The 25,367-nt window shown below is 70.7% G+C and carries 25 protein-coding genes; 17 read left to right on the forward strand and 8 right to left on the reverse strand.

Going from position 1 to position 25,367, the window contains the following annotated elements; all coding sequences use genetic code 11:
• Positions 1-372 precede the first annotated feature (372 nt).
• Positions 373-1,401 (forward strand): hypothetical protein, encoded by a 1,029-nt coding sequence (locus tag ACIRD8_RS30110; protein ID WP_403998357.1) that lies wholly within the window; start codon positions 373-375, stop codon positions 1,399-1,401.
• 13 nt (positions 1,402-1,414) lie between these two features.
• Here the strand turns inward: ACIRD8_RS30110 and ACIRD8_RS30115 are convergent, their stop codons facing one another.
• Together ACIRD8_RS30115 and ACIRD8_RS30120 are read right to left on the reverse strand one after the other, a co-directional pair.
• Positions 1,415-2,734 carry a D-arabinono-1,4-lactone oxidase gene (locus tag ACIRD8_RS30115; protein WP_403998360.1) on the reverse strand — a complete coding sequence of 440 codons (1,320 nt, stop codon included), beginning with the start codon at positions 2,732-2,734 and terminating at the stop codon, positions 1,415-1,417.
• Positions 2,694-3,950: an MFS transporter gene (locus ACIRD8_RS30120; RefSeq protein WP_403998362.1), complete on the reverse strand. Its 1,257-nt coding sequence runs from the start codon at positions 3,948-3,950 to the stop codon at positions 2,694-2,696. Before ACIRD8_RS30120 ends, ACIRD8_RS30115 begins: the two co-directional genes overlap by 41 nt.
• Before the next feature lie 114 nt (positions 3,951-4,064).
• Between ACIRD8_RS30120 and ACIRD8_RS30125 the strand changes: the two genes are divergently transcribed.
• Both ACIRD8_RS30125 and ACIRD8_RS30130 read left to right on the forward strand, forming a co-directional pair.
• On the forward strand, positions 4,065-5,189 hold the full coding sequence (locus ACIRD8_RS30125; protein WP_403998365.1) for a ferrochelatase: 1,125 nt from the start codon (positions 4,065-4,067) through the stop codon (positions 5,187-5,189).
• A gap of 76 nt (positions 5,190-5,265) precedes the next feature.
• On the forward strand, positions 5,266-6,066 hold the full coding sequence (locus tag ACIRD8_RS30130) for an inositol monophosphatase family protein (RefSeq protein ID WP_403998368.1): 801 nt from the start codon (positions 5,266-5,268) through the stop codon (positions 6,064-6,066).
• A gap of 100 nt (positions 6,067-6,166) precedes the next feature.
• Here the strand turns inward: ACIRD8_RS30130 and ACIRD8_RS30135 are convergent, their stop codons facing one another.
• Positions 6,167-6,340, reverse strand: coding sequence for a hypothetical protein (locus ACIRD8_RS30135; protein WP_164992724.1), 174 nt, complete (start codon positions 6,338-6,340; stop codon positions 6,167-6,169).
• Between the two features lie 363 nt (positions 6,341-6,703).
• On the opposite strand from ACIRD8_RS30135, the gene ACIRD8_RS30140 reads away from it, so the two are divergent.
• The 4 genes from ACIRD8_RS30140 to ACIRD8_RS30155 all read left to right on the forward strand — a co-directional run bounded on the left by ACIRD8_RS30140 (position 6,704) and on the right by ACIRD8_RS30155 (position 10,270).
• The gene (locus ACIRD8_RS30140; protein ID WP_359466041.1) at positions 6,704-7,357 is read left to right on the forward strand and encodes a response regulator transcription factor; all 654 of its coding nucleotides are present in this window, start codon (positions 6,704-6,706) and stop codon (positions 7,355-7,357) included.
• 7 nt (positions 7,358-7,364) lie between these two features.
• Complete coding sequence (locus ACIRD8_RS30145) at positions 7,365-8,606, forward strand: sensor histidine kinase (protein WP_403998371.1); 1,242 nt, start codon at positions 7,365-7,367, stop codon at positions 8,604-8,606.
• 404 nt (positions 8,607-9,010) lie between these two features.
• Entirely contained in the window at positions 9,011-9,307 is a 297-nt protein-coding gene (locus tag ACIRD8_RS30150; RefSeq protein ID WP_003965732.1) for a DUF4193 domain-containing protein, read from the forward strand.
• Positions 9,308-9,319: 12 nt separating this feature from the next.
• The gene (locus tag ACIRD8_RS30155) at positions 9,320-10,270 is read left to right on the forward strand and encodes a hypothetical protein (RefSeq protein WP_403998374.1); all 951 of its coding nucleotides are present in this window, start codon (positions 9,320-9,322) and stop codon (positions 10,268-10,270) included.
• Between the two features lie 4 nt (positions 10,271-10,274).
• On the opposite strand, the gene ACIRD8_RS30160 is transcribed toward ACIRD8_RS30155, so the two are convergent.
• Positions 10,275-10,730: a DUF3093 domain-containing protein gene (locus tag ACIRD8_RS30160; protein ID WP_403998377.1), complete on the reverse strand. Its 456-nt coding sequence runs from the start codon at positions 10,728-10,730 to the stop codon at positions 10,275-10,277.
• Between the two features lie 58 nt (positions 10,731-10,788).
• On the opposite strand from ACIRD8_RS30160, the gene ACIRD8_RS30165 reads away from it, so the two are divergent.
• From ACIRD8_RS30165 to ACIRD8_RS30200, 8 genes are all read left to right on the forward strand, one after another.
• A complete protein-coding gene (locus tag ACIRD8_RS30165; protein ID WP_403998380.1) occupies positions 10,789-11,373 on the forward strand; it encodes a PaaI family thioesterase in 585 nt (194 codons plus the stop codon).
• Positions 11,373-11,900 carry a dUTP diphosphatase gene (gene dut / locus ACIRD8_RS30170; protein WP_403998383.1) on the forward strand — a complete coding sequence of 176 codons (528 nt, stop codon included), beginning with the start codon at positions 11,373-11,375 and terminating at the stop codon, positions 11,898-11,900. The genes ACIRD8_RS30165 and dut overlap by 1 nt, the downstream gene beginning before the upstream one ends.
• A 1-nt stretch (position 11,901) precedes the next feature.
• Positions 11,902-12,672 carry a DUF3710 domain-containing protein gene (locus ACIRD8_RS30175; RefSeq protein ID WP_403998386.1) on the forward strand — a complete coding sequence of 257 codons (771 nt, stop codon included), beginning with the start codon at positions 11,902-11,904 and terminating at the stop codon, positions 12,670-12,672.
• Positions 12,673-12,827: 155 nt separating this feature from the next.
• Positions 12,828-13,562, forward strand: coding sequence for an ABC transporter ATP-binding protein (locus tag ACIRD8_RS30180; protein WP_403998388.1), 735 nt, complete (start codon positions 12,828-12,830; stop codon positions 13,560-13,562).
• Positions 13,563-13,723: 161 nt separating this feature from the next.
• On the forward strand, positions 13,724-16,267 hold the full coding sequence (locus ACIRD8_RS30185) for an ATP-binding protein (RefSeq protein ID WP_403998391.1): 2,544 nt from the start codon (positions 13,724-13,726) through the stop codon (positions 16,265-16,267).
• A 55-nt stretch (positions 16,268-16,322) separates the two neighbouring features.
• A complete protein-coding gene (locus tag ACIRD8_RS30190) occupies positions 16,323-17,033 on the forward strand; it encodes a response regulator (RefSeq protein ID WP_403998394.1) in 711 nt (236 codons plus the stop codon).
• Positions 17,034-17,114: 81 nt separating this feature from the next.
• On the forward strand, positions 17,115-17,525 hold the full coding sequence (locus tag ACIRD8_RS30195) for an OB-fold nucleic acid binding domain-containing protein (protein WP_403998396.1): 411 nt from the start codon (positions 17,115-17,117) through the stop codon (positions 17,523-17,525).
• 3 nt (positions 17,526-17,528) lie between these two features.
• Complete coding sequence (locus tag ACIRD8_RS30200) at positions 17,529-18,305, forward strand: DUF3159 domain-containing protein (protein WP_403998399.1); 777 nt, start codon at positions 17,529-17,531, stop codon at positions 18,303-18,305.
• A gap of 75 nt (positions 18,306-18,380) precedes the next feature.
• On the opposite strand, the gene ACIRD8_RS30205 is transcribed toward ACIRD8_RS30200, so the two are convergent.
• Both ACIRD8_RS30205 and ACIRD8_RS30210 read right to left on the reverse strand, forming a co-directional pair.
• On the reverse strand, positions 18,381-19,058 hold the full coding sequence (locus tag ACIRD8_RS30205; RefSeq protein WP_322983383.1) for a TrkA family potassium uptake protein: 678 nt from the start codon (positions 19,056-19,058) through the stop codon (positions 18,381-18,383).
• On the reverse strand, positions 19,058-19,726 hold the full coding sequence (locus ACIRD8_RS30210) for a TrkA family potassium uptake protein (protein WP_014153600.1): 669 nt from the start codon (positions 19,724-19,726) through the stop codon (positions 19,058-19,060). The genes ACIRD8_RS30205 and ACIRD8_RS30210 overlap by 1 nt, the downstream gene beginning before the upstream one ends.
• 390 nt (positions 19,727-20,116) lie before the next feature.
• Between ACIRD8_RS30210 and ACIRD8_RS30215 the strand changes: the two genes are divergently transcribed.
• Both ACIRD8_RS30215 and ACIRD8_RS30220 read left to right on the forward strand, forming a co-directional pair.
• The gene (locus ACIRD8_RS30215) at positions 20,117-22,192 is read left to right on the forward strand and encodes an APC family permease (RefSeq protein ID WP_403998403.1); all 2,076 of its coding nucleotides are present in this window, start codon (positions 20,117-20,119) and stop codon (positions 22,190-22,192) included.
• Between the two features lie 134 nt (positions 22,193-22,326).
• Complete coding sequence (locus ACIRD8_RS30220) at positions 22,327-23,670, forward strand: class I SAM-dependent RNA methyltransferase (RefSeq protein WP_403998406.1); 1,344 nt, start codon at positions 22,327-22,329, stop codon at positions 23,668-23,670.
• A 435-nt stretch (positions 23,671-24,105) separates the two neighbouring features.
• Here ACIRD8_RS30220 and ACIRD8_RS30225 read toward each other — a convergent pair whose 3' ends face one another.
• The gene (locus ACIRD8_RS30225) at positions 24,106-24,387 is read right to left on the reverse strand and encodes a hypothetical protein (RefSeq protein ID WP_403998409.1); all 282 of its coding nucleotides are present in this window, start codon (positions 24,385-24,387) and stop codon (positions 24,106-24,108) included.
• Between the two features lies 1 nt (position 24,388).
• Positions 24,389-25,234, reverse strand: a complete 846-nt coding sequence (locus ACIRD8_RS30230) for a toxin glutamine deamidase domain-containing protein (RefSeq protein WP_403998412.1) — start codon at positions 25,232-25,234, stop codon at positions 24,389-24,391.
• Positions 25,235-25,367 lie beyond the last annotated feature (133 nt).

The following is a 25,367-nucleotide window of genomic DNA, read 5'->3' on the forward strand; positions in this document are numbered from 1 at the left end:
GGAACGCCACGATGGCACGGTTACCTGTTTGCGACGCGGAGTGACCGGGTGGTCCCTCCATGCAGCAGGCGCCCGTGCGATGCCGCGGCGCCGCCGGTTCGGGTGCCGTCCTTCGGCCCCCTCCCGTAAGGTCCGGACACCCGTGTGGGAGTCCGGCCCCAGGGCTCGCCACAGTACTCCATTCGGGCCACCTGGGTGGACCGGCACGCCGCCGAAGTTCTCACCGGGTACGGGAGTTGGGTTACCCCGTTGCCGACGGTATGCCCTCGATGCGTGTGCTGCTTCACAAAATCTCCAGAATCGGAACTATCTGATTCGCTCATATGTCCCTTCCTGGTGCAAGGTGGGGTAGTTGTCGAGCAGGGGCTGATCATGGTTCAGAAGCCGCAGAGTGATGCGGAACGCAAGGAAAGGCGCATAGATCTGAGCCTCCCGCAGGTCGCGGGCAGCGCTGTCGCCGCGGTCGCGGCGGCGGTGATGGCCTCGCAGCTCGGTGTGTACGGGACCATCGCCGGTGCGGGCGTGATGAGCGTGGTGGCCACCTGCGGCGGCTCGGTCTTCCAGCACTTCTTCCGTCGCACCGGCGAGCAGATCCGCGAGGTCACCGTCCAGGTGAAGCATCCGGCGGGCCGTCAGGTGACGGTGCACACACGGGAGGCCACCACCGCCCCGCGGCAGCCGGAGGACGACGCGACCCGGGTCCTGCGCACCGTGGACGACGACGCGACCCGCGTCCTGCGCCAGGGCGACCCCGAGGCGACCCGGGCCCTGCGCACCGTGGGCCGGGACGCCGACCGCACCACGGTGCTGCGTCAGGTCCGGCCGGGCGGCGCGCACCCCGGCGAGGTGGTCACGGACGACTCCTACTCCGACGCCCGTACGCACGGCACCCGCGTCCGGGGCTGGAAGCGGTCGGCCCTCGCGGCCACCGGGGTCTTCGTCCTGTCGATGGCCGGCATCACCGTGTACGAAATGGCCTCCGGACACGATCTGGGGGGCAACGGAGGGACGACCATCGGCTCCGTCGTGAGCGGGGAACGCCACGGCGGGACGACCTCACCCTCTCCCTCGTCCTCGGACGGTACGGACCAGGAGGACGACGGCGGCCAGGGCGACCGGGATGACGACGGGAACATGCCCGGCAGTGGGAGCAGCACCTCGCCCGGAACCGGCACGGAGGACGGCGGGAGCACGCGGCCCGACCCCTCGGGCGGCGACGGTCCCACCACCGGCCCCACCCCCACGCCGTCGGCGTCCGGAGGGGCCACCACGCCTGAGGCCACCACCCCGGCCACGCCGGGCGGCGACGCCACCTCGCTGGCCGCACCGGACCCGACGGGCGCCGACGAGGCCCCGGCCCCGCAGGGCGGAGCCGCGGCAGGCACGGACACGGACCGCTGAACCGCTCCCGGGCTCAGTCCCCGAGCACGCGGCGCAGGTAGTCGTTGGCGAACAGCCGGTCCGGGTCGAGCCGGTCGCGTACGGCGGTGAACTCGCCGAACCGGGGGTAGCTCCCCGCCAGATAGGCGGCGTCACGGGTGTGGATCTTGCCCCAGTGCGGGCGGCCGTCGTAGCCCGTCATGATCCGCTCGACGGCCGTGAAGTACGCCTGGTGCGGCGTGCCCCGGTACAGGTGCACCGCGATGTAGGCGCTCTCCCGGCCCGAGGCCGTGGAGAGCGCTATGTCGTCCGCGGGTGCCGTGCGGACCTCCACCGGGAAGCTGATCCGCAGCGGCGAGCGCTCCACCATGGCCTTGAGCTCACGCAGGGCGTCGACCGCCGCCTCGCGCGGCAGGGCGTACTCCATCTCGACGAAGCGCACCCGCCTGGGGCTGGTGAACACCTTGTACGGGATGTCGGTGTACGTACGGGCGGACAGGGCGCGGCTGGAGATCCTGGCGAGGGAGGGGATGACCCCGGGGACCGCGCGGCCGACCGAACAGGCGACCTGGAAGATCCCGTTGGAGAGGAGCTCGTCCTCGATCCAGCCGCTCACCCGCCCGGGGGGAGCGGCGGGGCCCGCGCTCCGGTTGTTGCGCTTGGTGTTGCAGTTGCCGGTGTGCGGGAACCAGTAGAACTCGAAGTGCTCGTTCTCGGTGACCAGCTGATCGAAATCCGCCGTGACCCGGTCGAAGGTCATCGGCTCCTCGCGGGCCGTCAGCAGGAAGACCGGCTCGACCGCGAACGTGACCGCGGTGACCACACCGAGCGCCCCCAGTCCGATCCGGGCCGCCGCGAAGACGTCGGGATGCTCCTCGGCCGAGCAGCTCAGGACCGTGCCGTCCGCGGTGACCAGCTCCAGCGCGCGGATCTGCGCGGAGATCGACGCGGAGTCGCGGCCGGTGCCGTGGGTGCCCGTGGAGGTGGCCCCGGCGACCGTCTGCTCCATGATGTCGCCCATGTTGGTGAGGGAGAGCCCCTCGCGGGCGAGCGCGGCGTTGAGGCGCTTCAGCGGGGTGCCGGCCTCGACCGTCACGGTCATCGCCCGGCGGTCGATCCCGCGTATGCCGGTGAGCAGGTCCGGGCGTATGAGGACCCCGTCGGTGGCCGCGGTCGCGGTGAACGAGTGTCCGGTGCCGACCGGCTTGACCGTCAGACCGTCCTCGGAGGCCCGGCGGAGCACCTCGGCGAGCTCGTCGACGGAGGCGGGGGACTCCACGCGGGCGGGCCGCGCGGTGACGTTGCCCGCCCAGTTACGCCACGTGCTCGTCGTCCGTGCGTAGGTGTCGGTCATCTTCCCCGCGCCCTCCCGTAGGAACTCCCGTAGGAACCGGCTCCGCGAGCCGGCGATACCCCAGGAACGCCACCGCGGCCGCGAGCGCTCCCGCCACGACGGGCACCGCGTACCCCGCCGCCGCCCCGGAGGCGTCGACCACCCAGCCTGCGGCGGAGGAGCCGAGCGCCACTCCGACCGCGAGCCCGGTGCTGGTCCAGGTCATGCCCTCGGTCAGCTTCGTGCGCGGTACGTGCTGTTCGACGAGGGCCATGGTGGTGACCATCGTCGGTGCGATGGCCAGGCCCGCGACAAAGAGCGCCACGGCCAGGAACGGCAGGCTCCCGGCCAGTTGGAGGGGGATCATACTCACGGCCATCGCGCACACCCCCACCAGCCACCGGGTGGACGGCTTCCCCCGCAGGTGCACCAGACCGAAGACGGCACCGGCGAGGCAGGAACCCAGGGCGTAGACAGCGAGCACGAGACTGGCCGCCGCCTTGTGCCCGCGCTCCTCGGCGAAGGCCACGGTCACCACGTCGACCGCCCCGAAGATCGCCCCGGTGGCGACGAAGGCGGTCACCAGCACCTGGAGTCCGGGCGAGCGCAGGGCCGAGCCGCCCGAGTGGTGCTCCTTCGGGTGCGGCCTGGGCTCGGTGGCCTTCTGGGCCGTCAGCCAGAAGACGCCGGTCACCAGGAGGACACCCGCGACCAGGGGGCCGGCCTCCGGGAACCACGCGGTGGACAGACCGATGGAGACGATCGGCCCGAAGATGAAGCACACCTCGTCGACGATCGACTCCCAGGAGTACGCGGTGTGCAGCTGACGGCCGGAGCCCCGGTAGATCGCCGCCCACCGGGCCCTGACCATCGAGCCCATGCTGGGCACGCAGCCCGCGCCGGCCGCGAAGACGAACAGGGTCCAGTCCGGCAGCCGCTGCTGGGCGCATATCAGGAGCCCCGTGACCGCCGCCGCCGCGACCAGGGTGACCGGGCGCAGCACCCGCCGCTGCCCGTACCGGTCGACCAGCCTGGAGACCTGCGGGCCCATGACGGCCGCGGCCATGGCGAGCGTCGCGGAGAGCGCTCCGGCGAGCCCGTAGCGGCCGGTCATCTGCGAGACCATCGTCACCACGCCGATGCCCATCATGGCCAGCGGCATCCGGCCGAGGAATCCGGCCGCCGAGAACCCCAGGCTTCCGGGGGCGGCGAAGATGGCGCGGTAGGGGCTGGGCAAGGGGGGCTCCGGGAAGCGTGTCAGGCGTATGGATGGCCGATACAGCTTACGGGCGCCACTGACCCGCCGGTGGCGGTTGCCGCACTGTCGGAGGCGGGTGGCAGGATCGGGGGCATGTCCGATCTGCGTGGTCCCGCTCCCTACGACGCCCTGCTGCTGCTCTCCTTCGGCGGTCCCGAAGGCCCTGACGACGTGGTCCCGTTCCTGGCGAACGTGACGCGCGGCCGGGGCATCCCCGAGGAGCGGCTCAAGGAAGTCGGCAAGCACTATTTCCTCTTCGGCGGCGTGAGCCCGATCAACGCCCAGAACAGGGCGCTGCTGGACGCACTGCGCAAGGACTTCGCGGACCACGGCCTCGAACTCCCGGTGTACTGGGGCAACCGCAACTGGGCCCCGTACCTCACCGACACCCTCCGAGAGATGATCACGGACGGCCACCGGCGGATCGCCGTGCTGGCCACCAGCGCCTACGCCTCGTACTCCGGCTGCCGTCAGTACCGCGAGAATCTCGCCGAGTCGCTGTCCGCGCTGGAGGCGGAGGGGCTCCCGGTGCCCCGGGTGGACAAGCTGCGGCACTACTTCAACCACCCCGGCTTCGTACGGCCCATGGTGGACGGCGTGCTGGCGTCGCTGGCCGACCTCCCCGAGGACGTCAGGGCGGGGGCGCACCTCGCGTTCACCACGCACTCCATCCCGACCTCGGCGGCCGACACCTCCGGGCCGGTGGAGACCCACGGCGACGGCGGCTCCTACGTGGCCGAGCACCTGGACGTCGCCCGGCTGATCACCGAGGCCGTGCGCGAGGAGACCGGCGTCGACCACCCCTGGCAGCTCGTCTACCAGTCGCGCAGCGGCGCCCCGCACATCCCGTGGCTGGAGCCCGACATCTGCGACCACCTGGAGACGCTCCACGGCGACGGTGTCCCGGCGGTCGTCATGGCCCCCATCGGCTTCGTCTCCGACCACATGGAGGTCCTGTACGACCTCGACACGGAGGCCACCGCGAAGGCCGCCGAGCTCGGACTGCCGGTGCGCCGCTCCGCGACGGTCGGTGCGGACCCCCGGTTCGCCGCCGCCGTGCGTGAGCTCGTCCTGGAGCGTGCCGCCGCCGAACAGGACCGCCCGGTCACGCCGTGCGCCCTGGGCTCCCTCGGCCCCTCCCACGACCTCTGTCCGGTCGGCTGCTGTCCGGCCAGGGCCCCCAGGCCCGCCGCCGCGGGCGCCGACAGCCCGTTCTAGCCGACGACACCCGCCCCTCCCGCCGCGCGGGCACCCACCCGCCTGCCGCGGCCCCGCGAACCACCTCTGGAGCGCTGTGACCGACCCCCTCCTGTCCGAACTGCTCGACCTCGCCCTGGAGGCGGCCCGCCGGGCCGGCGCGCTCCTGCGTGACGGCCGTCCCGCCGACCTCGGGGTGGCCGCGACGAAGTCCAGCCCGATCGACGTCGTCACGGAGATGGACATCCGGGCGGAGAAGCTGATCACCGGCTACCTCTCCGAACACCGCCCCGCCGACGGTTTCCTCGGCGAGGAGGGCGCCAGCGCCGAGGGCAGCAGCGGCATCCGCTGGGTCATCGACCCGCTCGACGGCACGGTGAACTACCTCTACGGTCTGCCGACCTGGTCCGTCTCCGTCGCCGCCGAGCGCGACGGCGAACGGGTCGTCGGCGTGGTGGAGGCCCCGATGCGGCGCGAGACGTTCCACGCGGTGCTCGGCCGCGGGGCGTACGGCAACGGGGACGCGCTGGGCTGCCGCCCCACGGCCCCCCTCGACCAGGCCCTGGTGGCGACCGGCTTCAACTACGTCACCGAGGTCCGCACCCACCAGGCCGCCGTGGCCCAGCAGCTGATCCCGCGGCTGCGTGACATCCGGCGCGGGGGATCGGCCGCCATCGAGCTCTGCGACGTGGCGGCGGGCCGGCTCGACGGCTACTACGAGCGCGGACTGCACCCGTGGGACGTCGCGGCCGGCGATCTGATCGCCCGGGAGGCGGGAGCCCTCACCGGGGGACGGCCCGGCCGGCCCGCGGACGGCGACCTCACGGTCGCGGCGACCCCCGGCGTCTTCGAGCCGCTCCAGGCGCTCCTCGAGGAACTGGGCGCCTGGCACGACTGACGTATGACCTCCTGAGGCCGTCCAGCCGCCCGGGAGAGCACCGGAACGCGGAGAGGGCCCCAGGAGACCGTGATGGCTCCCGGGGCCCTCTCGTGGCGGCTCAGACGCTTGTGGCGCCGATTTCCACGCCGTGCTCGGCGGCGAGGCGGTGCAGGTCGTCCAGCTCTCCCTGCTCGACATCCGCGAGGAAGTCGTCGCCCGTCTCGCGAGCCCTCGTGAGGTCGGACTCGGTGGTCTTGATTCGTTGCAGCAGACCTGCGGTGAAAGCGTCCATGAAGCGCCCCCTCGTCGTGGGTCGGTGGCACGGGGGTGTGCCCGGTGGTCCTCCGGCCCGCGGGCCGGAGTGCGGGTGATCACGCAGTCCCTCTGGAAGCAGGACGGGCTGTGGTGCGCCACATGCATGGCGTGATCGCGGGTGTGAGAGCGTCCTCCCCGCCGCCGCCCGGCGAGAAACCTCAACTGGCCCGGAAATCCGATCGATTCCCTGGAGCAGCGGCCCGGGCCGCGCCGTCTTACCGCCGGTTTATGCGCGTTACGGGCAGGATGGACGCGCACAGTCGGTACCGCTGACGTGCGGCGAGCGGCCGGAACAGGGGCGGCTCGCCGTTTTTTCGAAGACCTAGGGAAGGACTGCGCCGTGCGCGTACTCGTCGTCGAGGACGAGCAGCTGCTCGCCGATGCGGTGGCCACCGGGCTGCGCCGGGAGGCCATGGCCGTCGACGTCGTCTACGACGGAGGGGCGGCCCTTGAGCGCGTCGGGGTGAACGACTACGACGTCGTCGTGCTGGACCGGGACCTCCCGGTGGTGCACGGCGACGACGTCTGCCGCAAGATCGTCGAGCTCGGCATGCCCACCCGGGTGCTCATGCTCACCGCCTCCGGTGACGTCAGCGACCGGGTAGAGGGCCTGGAGCTCGGTGCGGACGACTACCTGCCCAAGCCCTTCGCCTTCAGCGAGCTGACGGCACGCGTGCGCGCCCTGGGGCGCCGCACCACGGTCGCGCTGCCGCCCGTGCTGGAGCGGGCCGGCATCAAGCTCGACCCCAACCGCCGCGAGGTGTTCCGGGACGAGCAGGAGATCCAGCTCGCCCCGAAGGAGTTCGCCGTCCTGGAGGTCCTGATGCGCAGCGAGGGCGCGGTCGTCTCGGCCGAGCAGCTGCTGGAGAAGGCGTGGGACGAGAACACCGACCCGTTCACCAACGTGGTGCGGGTGACGGTCATGACCCTGCGCCGCAAGCTCGGCGAGCCACCCGTCATCGTCACCGTCCCTGGCTCCGGATACCGGATCTGAGGGCGTGATGGCAGCATCACCGGCCCCCATGAAGGCGCCCCCCAAGCCGACCTGGGAACCGAAGGCGCAGGAATCCCCGTACCCCTGGCTGCGGCCGACCATCCGGATACGGCTCACGCTGCTGTACGGCGGCATGTTCCTGATCGCGGGCATCCTGCTGCTCTCGATCATCTACATGCTGGCCGCCCAGGCACTGCACGACGCCGGCGGGCTGGAGTTCCAGGTCAAGGGCACGAACGTGCAGATCTCCAGCGACATGTGTCCGCAGCTCGGCGCCGCGCTCAACAACACCCAGCTCAACGAGGCGATCAAGAACTGCACCGCGGCCCAGCGCCAGCACGCCCTGGACTCCCTGCTGAACCGCGCGCTGCTGGCCCTCGTCGGCCTCAGCATCATCGCCTTCGCCTTCGGCTACGCCATGGCGGGCCGTGTGCTGTCCCCCCTGGGCCGGATCACCCGCACCGCCCGCCGGGTGGCGGGAACGGACCTCTCCCGGCGGATCGAGCTGGACGGCCCGGACGACGAGCTGAAGGAGCTCGCGGACACGTTCGACGAGATGCTGGACCGCCTGGAGCGGGCCTTCACCGCCCAGCAGCGGTTCGTGGGGAACGCCTCGCACGAGCTGCGTACGCCCCTCGCGATCAACCGCACGCTCCTGGAGGTCCATCTCTCCGACCCGGAGGCCTCGCAGGAGCTCCAGCAGCTGGGCAAGACCCTCCTGGCCACGAACGAGCGGAGCGAGCAGCTGGTCGAAGGGCTGCTGCTCCTCGCCCGCAGCGACAACCAGATCGTCGAACGCAAGCCCGTGGACCTGGGCGAGGTCGCCGACCGCGCCATCGACCAGACCAGGGCCGAGGCGGCGCTGAAGGGGGTCGAGGTCCGCGGCGAGCGGGCCCAGGCCGTCGTCCAGGGCAACGGTGTGCTCCTGGAGCGGATCGCGCTGAACCTCGTGCAGAACGGCGTGCGCTACAACGTGGCGGAGGGCGGCTGGGTGGAGGTCACCACCGAGCTCCAGCACGGGCAGGCACTCCTGACCGTCTCGAACACCGGCCCGGTGGTGCCCGCCTACGAGATCGACAACCTCTTCGAGCCGTTCAGGCGGCTGCGCACGGAGCGCACGGGCAGCGACAAGGGGGTGGGGCTCGGCCTGTCGATCGCGCGGTCCGTCGCGCGGGCGCACGGAGGCCGTATCATCGCGGAGCCCCGCGAGGGCGGTGGTCTCGTGATGCGCGTCACCCTTCCGGTCTGAGAAGCTTCACGGTGTGAAGCCGCATTGGATCGCTCTGTTCGCTTTGGGCGGAATTTTCGAACCCTGTTTCCGTTCTGTCCCTGTGTGATCGATCACAAGGGCGATTTCCGGTCCCTCTACTCTCCGTGATCACAACTCTGCCCGAAAGCCTGGAAACGTCCGGGTTTTCGGGGGGCGATATCACGGGAAGTACACGGGGTGGCGCCCGTGAACTGCAGCAATCGGACCGTGTACGGTCCCCATCGCCACCCAAGCTGATCGCTCACGAGAGATCCGGTTGGGTGTCGATTGAGTAACAGACCTTGATGTGAGGCAAAATCTCCGCCTCAGGTCGGGCACAAGTCCGGCCTCTCACGCGTTACGTGCGCTGAGACACCGCAGACACCCATGAGGGGGAGAGCGACATGGCAACGGATTACGACACCCCACGCAAGACCGACGACGACGTGGACCAGGACAGCCTCGAAGAGCTCAAGGCTCGTCGGAGCGACAAGACGGCATCCGCCGTCGACGTGGACGAGTTCGACGCGGCAGAGGGACTGGAGCTGCCCGGCGCAGACCTGTCCAACGAAGAGCTGGCCGTGCGGGTTCTGCCCAAGCAGGCTGATGAGTTCACCTGCATGAGCTGCTTCCTCGTGCACCACCGGAGCCAGCTGGCGCGCGAGAAGAACGGCCAGCCCATCTGCCGCGACTGCGACTGAGGCCGGCCGGCCGTGGCAGGCGACACACCGTTCCGGAAGCGGCGCTTGCGGCGCACGAAGTCGTCGGAGGCACATCAGGGCGGCGCAGGCCCGGCAGAGGGCGAGAGCCCCACTGCCGAGCACCAGGCCGCCCTGCCTGCCTCTCCCGGCACACCTGACGACGAGCGGGGCCGTCCGGCCTCGCTCGAAGCGGTAAGGGCGGCGGACCCGCCGGCCGGACAGGACGGTCCGGCCGAGGCCCGTAAGGGCTCCGGCCGCCTGCACACACTGAAACGAGGCGTACGCAGGAGCCGGGAGAGCGCCGTGGCCGCAGTCGGCATCGTGGCCGACCGCATCATCGACACGGCACCCCGTGTCCCGGTGCGGGACCTCGCCACCCTGCGCAGGCAGTTCCCGGGGCTCGGCCCCGAAGAGCTCGCCGACAAGCTCGTCGCGGGCGCCTGCAACGCCACCGCGACCGTCGGCGCGGGCATCGGGGCGGCGGCGATGATGCCCGTACCACCCGCCATGCTCGCCGAGCTGGCGGCGGAGATCACCGGAGTGGCCACCGTCGAGATGAAGCTCGTCGCCGAGCTCCACGAGGTCTACGGCCAGCGCCCGCCGGGCAACCTCGCCCAGCGCAGCACCGCGTATCTGACGTCCTGGACCGAGGAGCGCGGCATCGACGTCTCGCGCCCCACCACGCTCAACGCGGCGCTGGGCGGACAGATGAAGCGCGAACTGCGCCAGCAGATCATGAAGCGCACCGTGCGCGACCTCCCGAACCTCATCCCGTTCATGATCGGGGCCGCCGTCGGCGCGCTCATGAACCGGCGCGACACCAGGAAGCTCGCCGAACGGGTCAGGAACGACCTGCGGCGCCAGCAGATCCCCTGGGACCGCCTGCCGGAGCTTCCCCCGCTGGAACAGCCCGCGGAGCCCGCCGAGGAGCTGCCCGGGGGCCTGGACGGCCCCGGCCGCTGACGTCTCAGGCGGGCACGGGCGTGAGGGCCGCCACCAGAGCCTGCGGCTCCCGGGTCGACAGATAGACGTACGGCGTCGGATCGGCCGGATCCGTGACCTTCACCCGCACCGCCGTCGGGATGTAGCTGCGCAGCAGCATGAACGCACGGGGATCCGCCTTGTACGAGCGCCAGGCGCGCGCCTCGTCCCCGTCCAGCACCTCGGCGTCACCGAGCGCCTCCAGGGGGATCCGGGCATCACCCGCGACGAGGGCGCCCGCCACGACCCGGATGCGCGCGGAGCCGTACGAGCTCACGCCCACGCACGCCGCGGCCGTGCCGGCGACCAGGCCGCCGAGCATCGGCAGGGTGCCGAGCGGCAGGAACATCAGCGCGCAGGCGACGCCGATCCCGAAGGCGATGAGCCACCACGTACGGGGTGCGGTGAGACGTTCGTCGAAGGGAGGTGCGGAAGGCTGCATGAAAGCAAGCTTGGCACGGCGCGACCGGTGACAGGCAGCGCGGGTAAGGTCTGCGGCTGTGAGTGGAACATCTGCACGTCTGACACCCCCCGCCGACGCGGTGAAGCCCGTCCGCCATCCCGACGCCCCCGCGCCCGGTGAGCTTCTCGGGTCGCACTACGAACACTGTTTCGGCTGTGGTGGCGGACAACCGCACGGACTGCACCTCCAGGCGACGGCCGGCGAGGGCGTGAGCGTCACCGCGGAATTCACCGTGAAGCCCGCCCACCAGGGCGCTCCGGGGCTTGCGCACGGCGGTGTCCTGGCCACGGCGATGGACGAGACGCTCGGCGCGCTGAGCTGGATGCTGCGGGTCATCGCGGTGACCGGACGGCTGGAGACCGACTACGTCCTGCCGGTGCCGGTGGACACGGTGCTCTTCCTGGAGGCCGAGGTCACGGCCGTGCACGGCCGGAAGATCTACTGCCGTGCGACGGGCCGGACCGGTGGCCCCGAGGGGCCCGTGGCGGTCCGTGCGGAAGCCCTCTTCATCGAGGTCAAGGTGGAGCACTTCATCGACAACGGACGGCCGGAGGAGATCCGGGCCGCGATGTCCGACCCGAACCAGATCAGGCGTGCCCGCGCCTTCGAGGTGAACCCCTGATGCGCCACCCCGTCGACGTACTCATCCGCAGGGTCGACCCGGACGTGCCGATTCCCGGCTACGGACACCCGGGCGACGCCGGCGCGGATCTGGTCACCACCGAGGCCGCCGAACTCGCCCCGGGTGAGCGGGCGGTCCTCCCCACCGGGGTGTCGGTCGCGCTGCCCGACGGCTACGCCGCCTTCGTGCACCCCCGTTCCGGCCTCGCGGCCCGCTGCGGAGTGGCCCTCGTGAACGCCCCAGGGACGGTCGATGCCGGGTACCGTGGGGAGATCAAGGTCATCGTGGTCAATCTCGATCCACGCGAGACCGTGAAGTTCGAACGGTTCGACCGGATTGCCCAACTGGTCGTCCAGCAGGTCGAGAAGGTGCGCTTCCACGAGGTGACGGAGCTCCCCGGCTCGGCGCGGGCCGAGGGGGGCTTCGGATCCACCGGCGGTCACGCCGCCGTGGACGGCGTCACGGGCGGTAACAACCAGGGTGGGAACAGCTACGCTTCGGTCGTATCCGACCGGGAAGGACATTGACGTGTTCGGACGTCGCAAGAACAGTGGTTCCGCCAACGACACGGCGGACGAAGCGCGCGAGGCCGAGCAGGTCGCCGACGAGCTCGACGACAACGGGGCCGAGAGCGGCTCGCGCCGCACGAACCTTCCGCCGGCGCCCCGCCCCGACGGGCCGTGGGACATCTCCGAGGTCTCCCAGCCCGGCGAGGGCCGGGTGGACCTGGGCGGCATCTTCGTGCCCGGGGTCGAGGGCATGGAGCTCCGGGTGGAGGTCGCCGGTGACGCGATCGTCGCCGCCACCGTCGTGCTGCGCGACAGCGCGGTCCAGCTGCAGGCCTTCGCCGCTCCCAAGCGGGAGGGCATCTGGGGCGAGGTCCGCGAGGAGATCGCCTCGGGCATCACCCAGCAGGGCGGGATCATCGACGAGGTCGAGGGCCCGCTGGGCTGGGAACTGCGCGCCCAGGTCCCCGTACAGCTTCCGGACGGGAAGAACGGCGTACAGCTGGTGCGCTTCGTCGGCGTCGACGGACCTCGCTGGTTCCTGCGCGGCGTGATCTCCGGTCAGGGCGCGGTCCAGCCGGACGCCGCCGGGCTGCTGGAGACGATCTTCCGGGACACCGTCGTGGTGCGCGGTGAGGGCCCGATGGCTCCGCGTGACCCGATCGTCCTCAAGCTTCCCAACGACGCCCAGATGGTGCCCGAGGGTGTGCAGCAGGAGGACCAGGAGAACTCGAAGTTCTCCGGCGGCATGGGCCAGCTCCAGCGCGGCCCGGAGATCACCGAGGTGCGCTGACCCCGCCCCGGCTCGTCGGAGGCCGGTGGGCCGCACCCCGGGGAAGGGGGTGCGGCCCACCGGCCTTTCCATTGCCTCACCGGGTGCCTCGTGCACATACTGGCGGCTGCCGGATAAGAGCGGTACGCGCGACTGCGTACGCACGGGGGAGAGCGATGACACGGAGCACCGACGGACGGAGCGGCACGGCCCTGGCCGAGAGCCCCCTCGACGGGCCCATGATCCGGGTCGAGGACCTGCACCGCTCGTACGGCACCGGGGCGGCGGCCGTGCACGCCCTGCGCGGGGTGTCCTTCGAGGTCCCGCGCGGCGAGCTCGTCGCGCTCAAGGGCCGCTCCGGCTCCGGCAAGACCACCCTGCTCAACCTCGTCGGCGGGCTCGACGCACCGGACGGCGGCCGGATCACCGTCGGCGGCACCGACCTCTCCGGGCTCGGGGAGGACGGGCTGCTGGAGCTGCGCAGGGACCGGATCGGCTTCATCTTCCAGTCGTTCGGCCTGATCCCGATCCTGACCGCGGCGGAGAACATCGGCGTACCCATGCGCCTGCGCAGGACCGACCCGCACGAGCGCGAGGAGCGGGTGGCGCTGCTGCTCGCCCTGGTGGGCCTCGGCGACCACGCCCAGCAGCGCCCCGGGGAGCTCTCCGGCGGCCAGCAGCAGCGCGTCGCCATCGCCCGCGCCCTCGCCAACCGGCCCGCCCTGCTGATCGCCGACGAGCCCACCGGGCAGCTCGACGCGGAGACGGGGCTCGCGGTCATGCAGCTGCTGCGCGCCGTCGTGCGCAGCGAGGGCGTCACCGTGCTGGTCGCCACCCACGACCCCCAGCTGCTCGGCTTCGCCGACCGGGTGCTGGAACTCAGCGACGGGCACATCGTCGAACACGGCTGAGCGAGCGCGGGCCACCTGAACCGACCCGGCCACCCGCGTCAGAATCCCGTCAATACGGACCCCGCGGACACCATCCTGGGCCGTGCCCCGCACCTCACCGAGGTAGCTTCGACCAGGACCGCCGCATCGGCGACGGCCGCCCGGAAGAAGACAATGGGGCCATGGCACGCGGCAAGCTACGGATCTACCTGGGTGCGGCACCCGGCGTCGGCAAGACCTACGCGATGCTGTCCGAGGCCCACCGACGGGTGGAGCGGGGCACGGACTGCGTCGTCGCGTTCGTCGAGCACCACGACCGGCCGCGCACCGAGGCGTTCCTGCACGGCCTGGAGCAGATACGCCGGCGCGACATCGAGTACCGCTCGCGGGTCTTCGCCGAGATGGACGTCGACGCCGTCCTGGAGAGGGCGCCGGCCGTCGCACTCGTCGACGAGCTCGCCCACACCAACGTGCCAGGCTCCCGCAACGCCAAGCGCTGGCAGGACGTCGAGGAACTCCTCAAGGCCGGCATCGACGTGGTGTCCACCGTCAACATCCAGCACCTGGAGTCCCTCGGCGACGTCGTGGAGGCGATCACCGGCGTACGCCAGCAGGAGACCATCCCCGACGAGGTCGCCCGGCGCGCCGACCAGATCGAGCTTGTCGACATGTCGCCCCAGGCGCTGCGCCGGCGCATGGCCCACGGCAACATCTACCAGTCCGACAAGGTCGACGCGGCCCTGTCCAACTACTTCCGCCCCGGCAACCTGACCGCCCTGCGCGAGCTGGCCCTCCTCTGGGTCGCCGACCGGGTCGACGAGTACCTCCAGCAGTACCGCGGCGAACACGACATCAGCGCCCCCTGGCAGGCCCGCGAACGCATCGTCGTCGGACTGACCGGCGGACCCGAGGGCCGTACGCTCATCCGCCGGGCGTCCCGGATGGCCGCCAAGGGCTCCGGCAGCGAGATCCTCGCGGTGTACATCGCCCGCAGCGACGGGCTGACCTCCGCCTCGCCCAAGGAGCTCGCGGTCCAGCGCACCCTCGTAGAGGACCTCGGGGGCACCTTCCACCACGTCATCGGCGACGACATACCCACCGCGCTCCTGGCGTTCGCCCGGGGCGTCAACGCCACCCAGATCGTCCTCGGCTCCAGCCGCCGCAAGACCTGGCAGTACATCTACGGCCCCGGGGTCGGCGCCACCGTCGCCCGGGAGTCCGGCCCCGACCTGGACGTGCACATCGTCACGCACGAGGAGGTCGCCAAGGGGCGCGGGCTGCCCATCGCACGCGGGGCCCGGCTCAGCCGCACCCGGATCATCTCGGGGTGGCTGGCCGGCGTCGGCGGACCGGCGCTCCTCACCCTGCTCCTGCACGGCATGGAGAACGGGCCCGGGCTCGCCAACGACGTCCTGCTCTTCCTCTTCCTGACCGTCACCGCCGCACTCCTCGGGGGCCTGGCCCCCGCGCTCGCCTCGGCGGCGGCGGGATCCTTCTTCCTGAACTACTGGTTCACGCCGCCCACCCACACCCTGACCGTCCAGGACCCCGAGAACTTCGTCGCCATCGTGATCTTCTTCGCGGTGGCGGTGGCGGTCGCCTCCGTGGTCGACCTGGCGGCCCGGCGTACCCATCAGGCGGCCCGGCTGCGTGCGGAGTCGGAGATCCTCTCCACCCTCGCCGGCAGCGTCCTGCGGGGCGAGACCGCCCTGGACGCCCTGCTGGGCCGGGTCCGCGAGACCTTCGGCATGGAGTCCGTCGCCCTCCTGGAGCGGCAGAGCGACGTCGATCCCTGGACCTGCGCCGGATCCGTCGGCCCGGCACCGGTGGCCCGGCCCGACGACGCGGACGTGGACATGCCCGTCGGCGACCACATGGCGCTGGCCCTCTCCGGCCGGGTGCTCCCCGCCGAGGACCGCCGGGTCCTCGGCGCCTTCGCCGCGCAGGCCGCCGTGGTGCTCGACCGGCAGCGCCTGGTGGGGGAGGCGGAGGCGGCCCGGCGGCTGGCCGAGGGCAACCGGATCAGGACCGCGCTGCTCGCCGCCGTCAGCCATGACCTGCGTACCCCGCTGGCCGCCATCAAGGCCGCGGTGAGCTCCCTGCGCTCCGACGACGTGTTCTGGTCCGACGCCGACGAGGCGGAGCTCCTCGCGGCCATCGAGGACGGCGCCGACCGCCTGGACCACCTGGTCGGCAATCTGCTCGACATGTCGCGCCTGCAGACCGGCACCGTCACCCCGCTGATCCGCGAGATCGACCTCGACGAGGTCGTCCCGATGGCCCTCGGCGGCGTACCGGAGGGCAGCGTCGACCTGGACATCCCCGAGACGCTGCCCATGGTCGCCGTGGACCCGGGACTGCTCGAACGCGCGGTGGCCAACATCGTCGAGAACGCTGTCAAGTACAGCCCCGGCCGGGAACGCGTCACCGTCGCGGCCAGCGCCCTGGGCGAACGCGTCGAGCTGCGGGTGGCCGACCGCGGCCGAGGAGTCCCCGACGAAGCCAAGGAACGGATATTCGAGCCGTTCCAGCGGTACGGTGACGCACCGCGCGGCGCCGGGGTCGGGCTCGGACTCGCCGTCGCCCGCGGCTTCGTGGAGTGCATGGGCGGCACGCTGGACGCCGAGGACACCCCCGGCGGCGGCCTCACCATGGTCCTCACGCTCACCGCCGCCCCGGGGCAGGTACGGGCCGGCCCCGTGCCGCCCGCGCACGTCACCTCATGACATCCCCGTGGCGCATCCCCGCCCCGTACACGTACTCCGGAAAGGCAGGCCCGCGATGACCCGGGTGCTCGTGGTCGACGACGAGCCGCAGATCGTACGCGCGCTCGTGATCAACCTGAAGGCGCGCAGGTACGAGGTGGACGCGGCACCCGACGGGGCGACCGCCCTGCAGCTCGCGGCGGCGCGCCACCCCGACGTCGTCGTCCTCGACCTCGGGCTGCCGGACATGGACGGCGTCGAGGTGATCAGAGGCCTGCGCGGCTGGACCCGGGTGCCGATCCTGGTGCTCTCCGCACGCCACACCTCCGACGAGAAGGTCGAGGCCCTGGACGCCGGGGCCGACGACTACGTCACCAAGCCGTTCGGCATGGACGAACTCCTGGCCCGGCTGCGCGCCGCCGTGCGCCGGGCGGAACCGGTCGGCCAGGACGTCGGCGACGACCTGGTGATCGTCGAGACCGAGGGGTTCACCGTCGACCTGGCGGCGAAGAAGGTCCACCGCGAGGGCCGTGACGTACGGCTCACGCCCACCGAGTGGCACCTCCTGGAGGTCCTCGTGCGCAACGCCGGGCGGCTCGTCAGCCAGAAGCAGCTGCTCCAGGAGGTCTGGGGGCCCTCGTACGGCACCGAGACCAACTACCTGCGGGTCTACATGGCGCAGCTGCGCCGCAAGCTGGAGGCGGATCCCTCGCACCCCAGACACTTCGTGACCGAGCCCGGCATGGGGTACCGCTTCGAGCGGGGAGGACCAGCCGTTCCGGAGTGACCCGAGGGGCCCAGGGGTCACTCGTTCGGGTGGCACCTGTCCGGGCCAGCCCCTACCACAGGAGACCGGTACCCTTCGGGTATGAGCGCTGTTTCCCGATCCGAGAAGTCAGGCCGGACGCCGTCCGGCCGCTTCCGCCGCATGCTCGACCGGCTGTCCAGCTCCCAGGAGGACCTCGAGTCCGAGGAGCTGCAGGAGGACACGCACGCATCGGGCTGCACGCGCATTTCCGAGTGCTCGGACCGCCAGATCGTCAAGGTCACTGGTACCTTGCGGACCGTCACCCTGCGACCGCGCGCCGGAGTGCCCGCCCTGGAGGCGGAGCTCTTCGACGGTACCGCGCCGCTCGACGTGGTCTGGCTCGGCCGGCGCTCCATCGTCGGCATCGAGCCGGGCCGCAAGCTCATCGCGTCGGGCCGCGTAGCCATGAGTCACGGGCGCCGGGTGCTGTTCAACCCCAAATACGAACTCCGACCGCTCGGCAAGGAGTAGCCGGTGACGTCTCTCGACAAGCCGACGTCCGAAACGGACCAGCCCCACCGCACCGACCAGCAGGACGCCGACGCGAAGGCGGTCACGGAAGCCGCGCTCTTCGAGGCCTTCGGCGGCGTGCGCGGCATGGTGGAGACAGTCCTGCCCGGGCTGCTCTTCGTCACGATCTTCACCATCAACAAGGACCTGACGGCCTCGGCGATCGCCGCGCTGGCCGTCTCCGTGGTCCTCGTCGTCGTACGGCTGCTCCGCAAGGACACCGTCAAGCACGCCTTCAGCGGCGTCTTCGGCGTGGCCTTCGGTGTGCTCTTCGCGAAGATGACGGGCAACGCCAAGGACTTCTACCTGCCGGGCATGATCTACACGCTCGGACTGGCCCTCGCGTACCTGGTCACGACCCTCGCGGGTCTCCCGCTGATCGGCCTCATCCTCGGCCCGGTCTTCAAGGAGAACCTCTCCTGGCGCACCAGGAACCCCGGCCGCAAGAAGGCGTACGCCAAGGCCAGCTACGCCTGGGGGCTGATCCTGCTCGCCAAGTGCGCGATCCTCTTCCCGCTGTACTGGTGGGCGGACACCGCCCAGCTCGGCTGGGTGCTGGTCGCGCTCAAGATCCCGCCGTTCCTGCTCGCGGTGTATCTGACCTGGGTCTTCCTCGCCAAGGCGCCGCCGCCCATCGACGTCTTCGCCGAGATGGAGGCGGAGGAGGAGGCCGAGAAGGCCCGTAAGGCGGAGGCCGAGCAGAGCGCCCGGGCCGCGGAGGCCCGCACCTACGACCTCTGAGGTTCACGCGGCACGCATGCGCGAGGGGCCCCGGACCGTGACACGGTCCGGGGCCCCTCACGTACGTACGGCTGCTCAGTCCTCGGCCGGCTCCCGGCGCACCGACAGCAGGTCCTCCAGCTGCTCCTCGCGCGCCTGCGCGGCCACGAACAGCAGTTCGTCACCGGCCTCCAAGGTCTCCTCGGGGCTCGGCGTCAGCACCCGCGTACCGCGGATGATCGTGACGAGGGAGGTGTCCTCCGGCCAGGCCACGGCACTCACCCGGATGCCCGCGAGCGCCGACTCCGGGGGCAGCGTCAGCTCGACCAGGTTGGCGTCGCCGTGGCTGAAGCGCAGCAGCCGGACGAGATCGCCGACGCTCACCGCCTCCTCGACCAGGGCGGACATCAGACGCGGTGTGGAGACCGCGACGTCGACGCCCCACGACTCGTTGAACAGCCACTCGTTCTTCGGGTTGTTCACCCGGGCCACGACCCTCGGCACGCCGTACTCGGTCTTCGCGAGCAGCGAGACGACCAGGTTGACCTTGTCGTCACCCGTCGAGGCGATCACGACGTTGCACCGCTGGAGCGCCGCCTCGTCGAGCGACGTGATCTCACAGGCGTCCGCGAGGAGCCACTCGGCCATCGGGACGCGCTCCACCGAGATGGCGGTCGGCGCCTTGTCGATCAGCAGCACCTCGTGCCCGTTCTCCAGGAGCTCGGCCGCGATGGAACGGCCCACCGCACCGGCCCCGGCAATCGCGACGCGCATCAGTGACCGCCCTCCTCGGGACCTTCGGCAAAGGCCTCCTCGACCTTCGCGATCTCGTCCGTACGCATCATCACGTGGACCAGGTCGCCCTCCTGCAGAACCGTCTGCGACGTGGGCAGTATGGCCTCACCCAACCGGGTGAGGAAGGCGACGCGGACGCCCGTCTCCTCCTGCAGTGTGCTGATCTTGTGCCCGATCCAGGACGGCGTGGTGTGCACCTCGGCGAGCTGCACACCGCCGCTCGGGTCGCGCCACAACGGCTCCGCGCCCGACGGCAGCAGCCGCCGCAGCATCTGGTCCGCCGTCCAGCGGACCGTGGCGACCGTGGGGATGCCCAGGCGCTGGTAGACCTCGGCACGCCGCGGGTCGTAGATGCGCGCCGCGACGTTCTCGATGCCGAACATCTCGCGGGCCACCCGGGCCGCGATGATGTTGGAGTTGTCGCCGCTGCTGACGGCCGCGAACGCTCCGGCCTCCTCGATCCCGGCCTCGCGCAGGGTGTCCTGGTCGAAACCGACCCCGCTGACCCGCCTGCCGCCGAATCCGGAACCGAGGCGGCGGAACGCCGTGGGGTCCTGGTCGATCACGGCGACCGTGTGCCCCTGCTGCTCCAGGGTCTGCGCGAGAGCGGCTCCGACGCGCCCGCAGCCCATGATGACGATGTGCACCTCGCGCCTACCTCGCCGTCCTGGTCGTCCGGATGACCTGCGAAAACACCCTGCTCACACTTCTCTCTCAGCTTGCGGGGCAAACAATGGGGCAACCACCTTCGGTGTTGCCCGTGGATGAGCTTATGCGGCGGCGCCCGTGCCGCCTCATCCGAGTGTGCGTATCCCACGGGCCGGTCAGCAAAAGGGAGGCGGCCCGAGGGCGGAAGGGGACACCGGAGGAGGGGGGAAGGGGCCGCCCTCCGGGGCTCCCGGCCCCTCCGCATCGCAAGGATTTCGTTAAGGATTCCATGGACTTTTCCGGTGAGGGCGGGTAATCATGGAGGTTTTCGGGGCGCCGAGGGGGTGGTGCTTCGGCGACGTGTCCCGGCAGCGCTTACGATCCTCACCGTGTCCAAACTGACCGACGTGCCCAAACGGATCCTGATCGGCCAGGCGCTGCGCAGCGACAGGCTGGGGGAGACGCTCCTCCCCAAGCGCATCGCCCTCCCCGTCTTCGCGTCCGACCCGCTGTCCTCCGTTGCGTACGCACCCGGGGAAGTCCTCCTCGTGCTGTCCATCGCGGGCGTGTCGGCCTACCACTTCAGCCCGTGGATCGCGGTCGCGGTCGTGGTCCTGATGTTCACCGTCGTCGCCTCGTACCGGCAGAACGTACGCGCGTACCCGAGCGGGGGCGGTGACTACGAGGTCGCCAACACCAACCTCGGCCCGAAGGCCGGCCTGACCGTCGCCAGCGCCCTCCTCGTCGACTACATCCTCACGGTCGCCGTGTCGATCTCCTCGGGCGTGGAGAACCTCGGCTCCGCCATCCCCTTCGTCATCGAGCACAAGACGTTCTGCGCCATCGGGGCCATCGTCCTGCTGACGCTGATGAACCTGCGCGGCGTCAAGGAGTCCGGCAAGCTCTTCGCCATCCCGACCTATCTGTTCGTGGCCGGGGTCTTCGTGATGATCCTCTGGGGCGCGTTCCGCGGGCTGGTCCTCGGCGACACCATGCACGCCCCCACCTCGGACTACACGATCAAGCCCGAACACCAGGGGCTCGCCGGCTTCGCCCTGATCTTCCTGCTCCTGCGCGCCTTCTCCTCCGGCTGCGCGGCCCTCACCGGCGTCGAGGCGATCAGCAACGGCGTCCCCGCCTTCCGTAAACCGAAGAGCAAGAACGCCGCGACCACCCTCGCGGCGATGGGCCTGCTCGCCGTCACCATGTTCTGCGGCATCATCGGCCTGGCCATGGCCACCGACGTGAAGATGGCCGAGAACCCCGCGAAGGACCTGATCCACAACGGCGCCCCGGTCGGCGCGAGCTTCACCCAGGACCCGGTCATCTCCCAGGTCGCCGCGGCGGTCTTCGGCGACGGGACGTTCTTCTTCGTCCTGCTGGCGGCGGCCACGGCCCTCGTGCTCTTCCTCGCCGCGAACACCGCGTACAACGGCTTCCCGCTGCTCGGCTCGATCCTCGCCCAGGACCGCTACCTCCCCCGCCAGCTGCACACCCGCGGTGACCGCCTCGCCTTCTCCAACGGCATCGTGCTGCTCGCCGGGGCCGCGATCCTGCTCGTCTGGGTCTACGGGGCCGACTCCACCCGGCTCATCCAGCTCTACATCGTGGGCGTCTTCGTCTCCTTCACGCTCAGCCAGACCGGCATGGTGCGGCACTGGAACCGCCATCTGCGTACGGAGAAGAACCCTGCCGTGCGCCGGCACATGATCCGCTCCCGGGCGATCAACGCCTTCGGCGCGTTCTTCACCGGCCTGGTCCTGGTCGTCGTCCTGGCCACCAAGTTCAGCCACGGTGCCTGGGTCGCCCTGCTGGGCATGGTGATCTTCTTCGGCACGATGACCGCGATCCGCAAGCACTACGACCGGGTCGCCGAGGAGATCGCCGCCTCCGACGGCCCGTCCGACGACACCATGAGGCCCTCGCGGGTCCACTCGATCGTCTTGGTCTCCAAGCTCCACCGGCCCACGCTGCGCGCACTCGCGTACGCCAAGCTGGTGCGCTCGGACCAGCTGGAGGCGCTGTCCATCAGCGTCGACCCGGACGAGACCAAGGCCCTCAGGACGGACTGGGAGCGGCGGGGCATCGACATCCCGCTGAAGATCCTCGACTCGCCCTACCGCGAGGTGACACGGCCGGTCATCGACTACGTCAAGGGCCTGCGCAAGGACCGGCCGCGCGATGTGATCAGCGTCTACATCCCGGAGTACGTCGTCGGCCACTGGTACGAGCACCTGCTGCACAACCAGAGCGCACTGAGGCTCAAGGGCCGGCTCCTGTTCACCCCGGGGGTGATGGTGACGTCGGTGCCGTACCAGCTGGAGTCCTCGGAGGCCGCGAAGGTGCGGGCCAGGAGGCGCGCGGACTGGAACGCGCCCGGAGCGGTGCGCCGTGGCCCGGTGGAGCGGCGGCACCACAAGGAGTCCGGCCACAAGCCCGGCCACAAGGAGAGCGGCACCAAGTAGGCCGGCCCTCGCGGCCGGCCACACGGGCCGGCGGCGCACGCCGGCTGTGGTGAGCGGCCGGCGCGCGCCCACGTAGACTGGTGGGCTGTTGTCCGGCCGTTTTCCGCTTTTCCTGATCTCTGGAGCCACCCCCCATGCAGAACGAATCCACGTCGTCGCAGACCGGGGAGTCTCTGATCGGTCAGGAGTACGAGGTCGAGGTCGGCCCCGTCGCCCACGGCGGCCACTGCATCGCCCGCACGTCCGAGGGCCAGGTGCTCTTCGTGCGCCACACCCTCCCCGGCGAGAAGGTCATCGCCAGGGTCACCGACGGCGAGAGCGACTCGCGCTTCCTGCGCGCCGACGCGGTCACGGTCATCGAGGCGTCCAAGGACCGGGTCGAGGCCCCCTGTCCGTACGCCGGCCCCGGCAAGTGCGGCGGCTGCGACTGGCAGCACGCCAAGCCCGGCGCCCAGCGCCGGCTCAAGGGCGAAGTGATCGCCGAGCAGCTCCAGCGCCTCGCGGGCCTCACGCCCGAGGAGGCCGGCTGGGACGGAACGGTCATGCCGGCCGAGGGCGACAAGCTCCCGCCGGGCGAGGTCCCGGCCTGGCGCACCCGCGTCCAGTACGCCATCGACGAGGACGGCAGGGTCGGGCTGCGCAAGCACCGCTCGCACGACATCGAGATCATCGACGAGTGCCTGATCGCCGCCCCCGGCGTCTCCGAGCTCGGCATCGAGAAGCAGGACTGGCCGCAGATGGCCGCGGTGGAGGCCATCGCCGCCACCGGCTCGCACGACCGCCAGGTCATCCTGACCCCGCGCGAGGGCGGCCGGCTCCCGCTGGTCGAGCTGGACAAGCCGGTCTCCGTGATGCGGGTCGACGAGAAGGACGGCGGCGTCCACCGCGTCCACGGCCGGGCCTTCGTCCGCGAGCGCGCCGACGACCGTACGTACCGGGTCGGCTCGGGCGGCTTCTGGCAGGTGCACCCGCAGGCGGCCGACACGCTGGTCCGCGCGGTCATGCAGGGCCTGCTGCCCCGTAAGAACGACACCGCGCTGGACCTCTACTGCGGCGTCGGCCTGTTCGCCGGAGCCATCGGCCAGCGGATCGGCGAGAAGGGCGCGGTGCTGGGCATCGAGTCCGGCAAGCGCGCGGTCGAGGACGCCCGGCACAACCTGAAGGACCTGGACCGGGTCCGCATCGAACACGGCAAGGTCGACCAGGTGCTGCCGCGCACGGGGATCACCGAGTGCGACCTGATCGTCCTGGACCCGCCGCGCGCGGGCGCCGGCAAGGCGACGGTCAAGCACCTCTCGGGCCTGGGCGCCCGCAAGATCGCCTACGTCGCCTGCGACCCGGCGGCTCTCGCGCGGGACTTGGCGTACTTCAAGGACGGCGGCTACAAGGTGCGGACGCTGCGGGCGTTCGACCTTTTCCCGATGACCTCGCACGTTGAGTGCGTGGCGATTCTGGAGCCTGCCGATAGGGGTGTCTGACCTGAGTCTGACCTGCGGTTTTCTAAGGTTGCTCAGGCATGGCCGGGGTTGCTCGACATGTTTCCGAGGTACAGCGGGTCGAGCGGACTGATCGACCCTTGTAGGCCACCTGACCTGCGAATTCATGAGGGAGGGGCTTGTGGTGGCGACGCCTTCAAGGCCTCGTTCGGAGATTCTTGACGCCCGTGTGACGCTCGAATTTCGAAGTCTCAACCTCACGGACCTGTCCGGCTGGGCCAGTGCGGACCGGACCATCGGCACAGGGCAAGGGACTCCGGTAGGGGGTCCCGCTGCACTTCCCAGCGGCGGTGTGAGCTGCCATCCCGGCCCTACGTTCATTGGTGGGCCTTGATCCCTGATGTCGAACACACGAGAGCGGGCCTCGCCAGGGTGCTTTCGGCGAGGCCCGCTGTGCGTGCTCGGGGCGGCTCCTGTTCAGAGTAGGTTGCGTTCCATGAAGACGTCCGCCTCCTCCCAGTCGATGAAGCGGCAGGATCCGGTGGTCAGGTCGACCGCGACCGGTAGGTTTCCGCCTAGCTGCATGTCCTCGCGTCCGTGGTCGAGGTAGTCGATGTGGTCGTAGGGAGCGATGAACTGCCCCCCATCAGTGAAGCAGTACTCGGAGATGATTCGGACAGAGGAGGACGGTCCCCAGGACCGGCTTTCGCCTGCGAGGAACTCCGCGGCTCTGCGCTCGGCCTGTTCCCTGTCGAGCATGTCAGTTGGTCCTCATGATGTAGTAGTTGCGGTACCTGCTCGCGGCTGGGTTGGCCTTGCCTGACTGGAAGTCGAGGAACACCACCTTGCCGTCGATATTGGCGACGTTGAAGTAATGGCCGATCCCCTTCTGTGGCCAGGCCCCCACGATTGCACGTGCTCCCGGACCCCAGCGCAGCATGTCGCTGACGATGACATTCAAGCCCCCGACGCTGCGGAACGGGAGACCTGTGGCTGCCGACACCTCAGCCCTGGTCATGGGCCGGTCGGCCCCGGGGACGGAGTTCGGGTTGCGGCCTGCCATGAGATCGTCACCCGCTGTAGCGCACAGCCCGCAGTTCCTCCTGCCGCCCTCCGGGTTGATGCGCTGCCGCGAGGACGGGGTCTCGGGCGTGTAGTAGGGAAGGCCGAATCGCGTCGACTCGGGCTCTCCGTGGTAGCGGCCTCCGCCCGGGTTGACTGCTGCCTTGCGCCACCCGGTCAGTCCTCCGAGTCCGGTGACGGCGATCTGTTGGGTGAGTTCGTCGGCTGCTTCGGCGTAGAGGTCGGCGAGTGCGTCGCAGCCTTGTTGGCGGAGCATGTATTCGGCGCGGTAGAGGCGGTAGGCGGGGCGGACGGGGAGGTACTTGTCGAGGAAGGCGCCGGCGCCGCCGTTCTCGCCGGTGAACGCGTCCTGTGCGTCTCCGAGGAACACGAACGGTGACTTGACGACGTCGACGAAAGCGTCGCCGAAGATGCCCAGCACGTCGCCGAAGCCGTCGACGCTGTCGTTCGGGTCCTCGGGGGTCAGGCCGCTCCGGTCGGTCAGGAGGGTGGGCTGGTTGTCGGCGTAGGCGTACGGGGACACGTGCGGGGTTGAGGCGCTCCGGGTTGCCGGGTCGGTGCTGACCTGACCCCTTTGGGGCCGACACGTCCGATTATGCCGCGAGTGTGAGGGGGTGGCTTCTTCGTTGCCGTTCCTCGTGCGGCGTCTGGTAGCC

The sequence above is a fragment of the Streptomyces sp. NPDC102451 genome (assembly GCF_044765485.1).
GTDB lineage: Bacteria > Actinomycetota > Actinomycetes > Streptomycetales > Streptomycetaceae > Streptomyces.

Bases quoted from the DNA above. Each gene is read 5' to 3' on its own strand.
- ACIRD8_RS30110 (WP_403998357.1), top strand. From the start codon at position 373: ATGGTTCAGAAGCCGCAGAGTGATGCGGAACGCAAGGAAAGGCGCATA.
- ACIRD8_RS30115 (WP_403998360.1), bottom strand. From the start codon at position 2,734: ATGACCGACACCTACGCACGGACGACGAGCACGTGGCGTAACTGGGCG.
- ACIRD8_RS30125 (WP_403998365.1), top strand. From the start codon at position 4,065: ATGTCCGATCTGCGTGGTCCCGCTCCCTACGACGCCCTGCTGCTGCTC.
- ACIRD8_RS30135 (WP_164992724.1), bottom strand. From the start codon at position 6,340: ATGGACGCTTTCACCGCAGGTCTGCTGCAACGAATCAAGACCACCGAG.
- ACIRD8_RS30145 (WP_403998371.1), top strand. From the start codon at position 7,365: ATGGCAGCATCACCGGCCCCCATGAAGGCGCCCCCCAAGCCGACCTGG.
- ACIRD8_RS30150 (WP_003965732.1), top strand. From the start codon at position 9,011: ATGGCAACGGATTACGACACCCCACGCAAGACCGACGACGACGTGGAC.
- ACIRD8_RS30160 (WP_403998377.1), bottom strand. From the start codon at position 10,730: ATGCAGCCTTCCGCACCTCCCTTCGACGAACGTCTCACCGCACCCCGT.
- dut (WP_403998383.1), top strand. From the start codon at position 11,373: ATGCGCCACCCCGTCGACGTACTCATCCGCAGGGTCGACCCGGACGTG.
- ACIRD8_RS30180 (WP_403998388.1), top strand. From the start codon at position 12,828: ATGACACGGAGCACCGACGGACGGAGCGGCACGGCCCTGGCCGAGAGC.
- ACIRD8_RS30185 (WP_403998391.1), top strand. From the start codon at position 13,724: ATGGCACGCGGCAAGCTACGGATCTACCTGGGTGCGGCACCCGGCGTC.
- ACIRD8_RS30190 (WP_403998394.1), top strand. From the start codon at position 16,323: ATGACCCGGGTGCTCGTGGTCGACGACGAGCCGCAGATCGTACGCGCG.
- ACIRD8_RS30195 (WP_403998396.1), top strand. From the start codon at position 17,115: ATGAGCGCTGTTTCCCGATCCGAGAAGTCAGGCCGGACGCCGTCCGGC.
- ACIRD8_RS30205 (WP_322983383.1), bottom strand. From the start codon at position 19,058: ATGCGCGTCGCGATTGCCGGGGCCGGTGCGGTGGGCCGTTCCATCGCG.
- ACIRD8_RS30220 (WP_403998406.1), top strand. From the start codon at position 22,327: ATGCAGAACGAATCCACGTCGTCGCAGACCGGGGAGTCTCTGATCGGT.
- ACIRD8_RS30225 (WP_403998409.1), bottom strand. From the start codon at position 24,387: ATGCTCGACAGGGAACAGGCCGAGCGCAGAGCCGCGGAGTTCCTCGCA.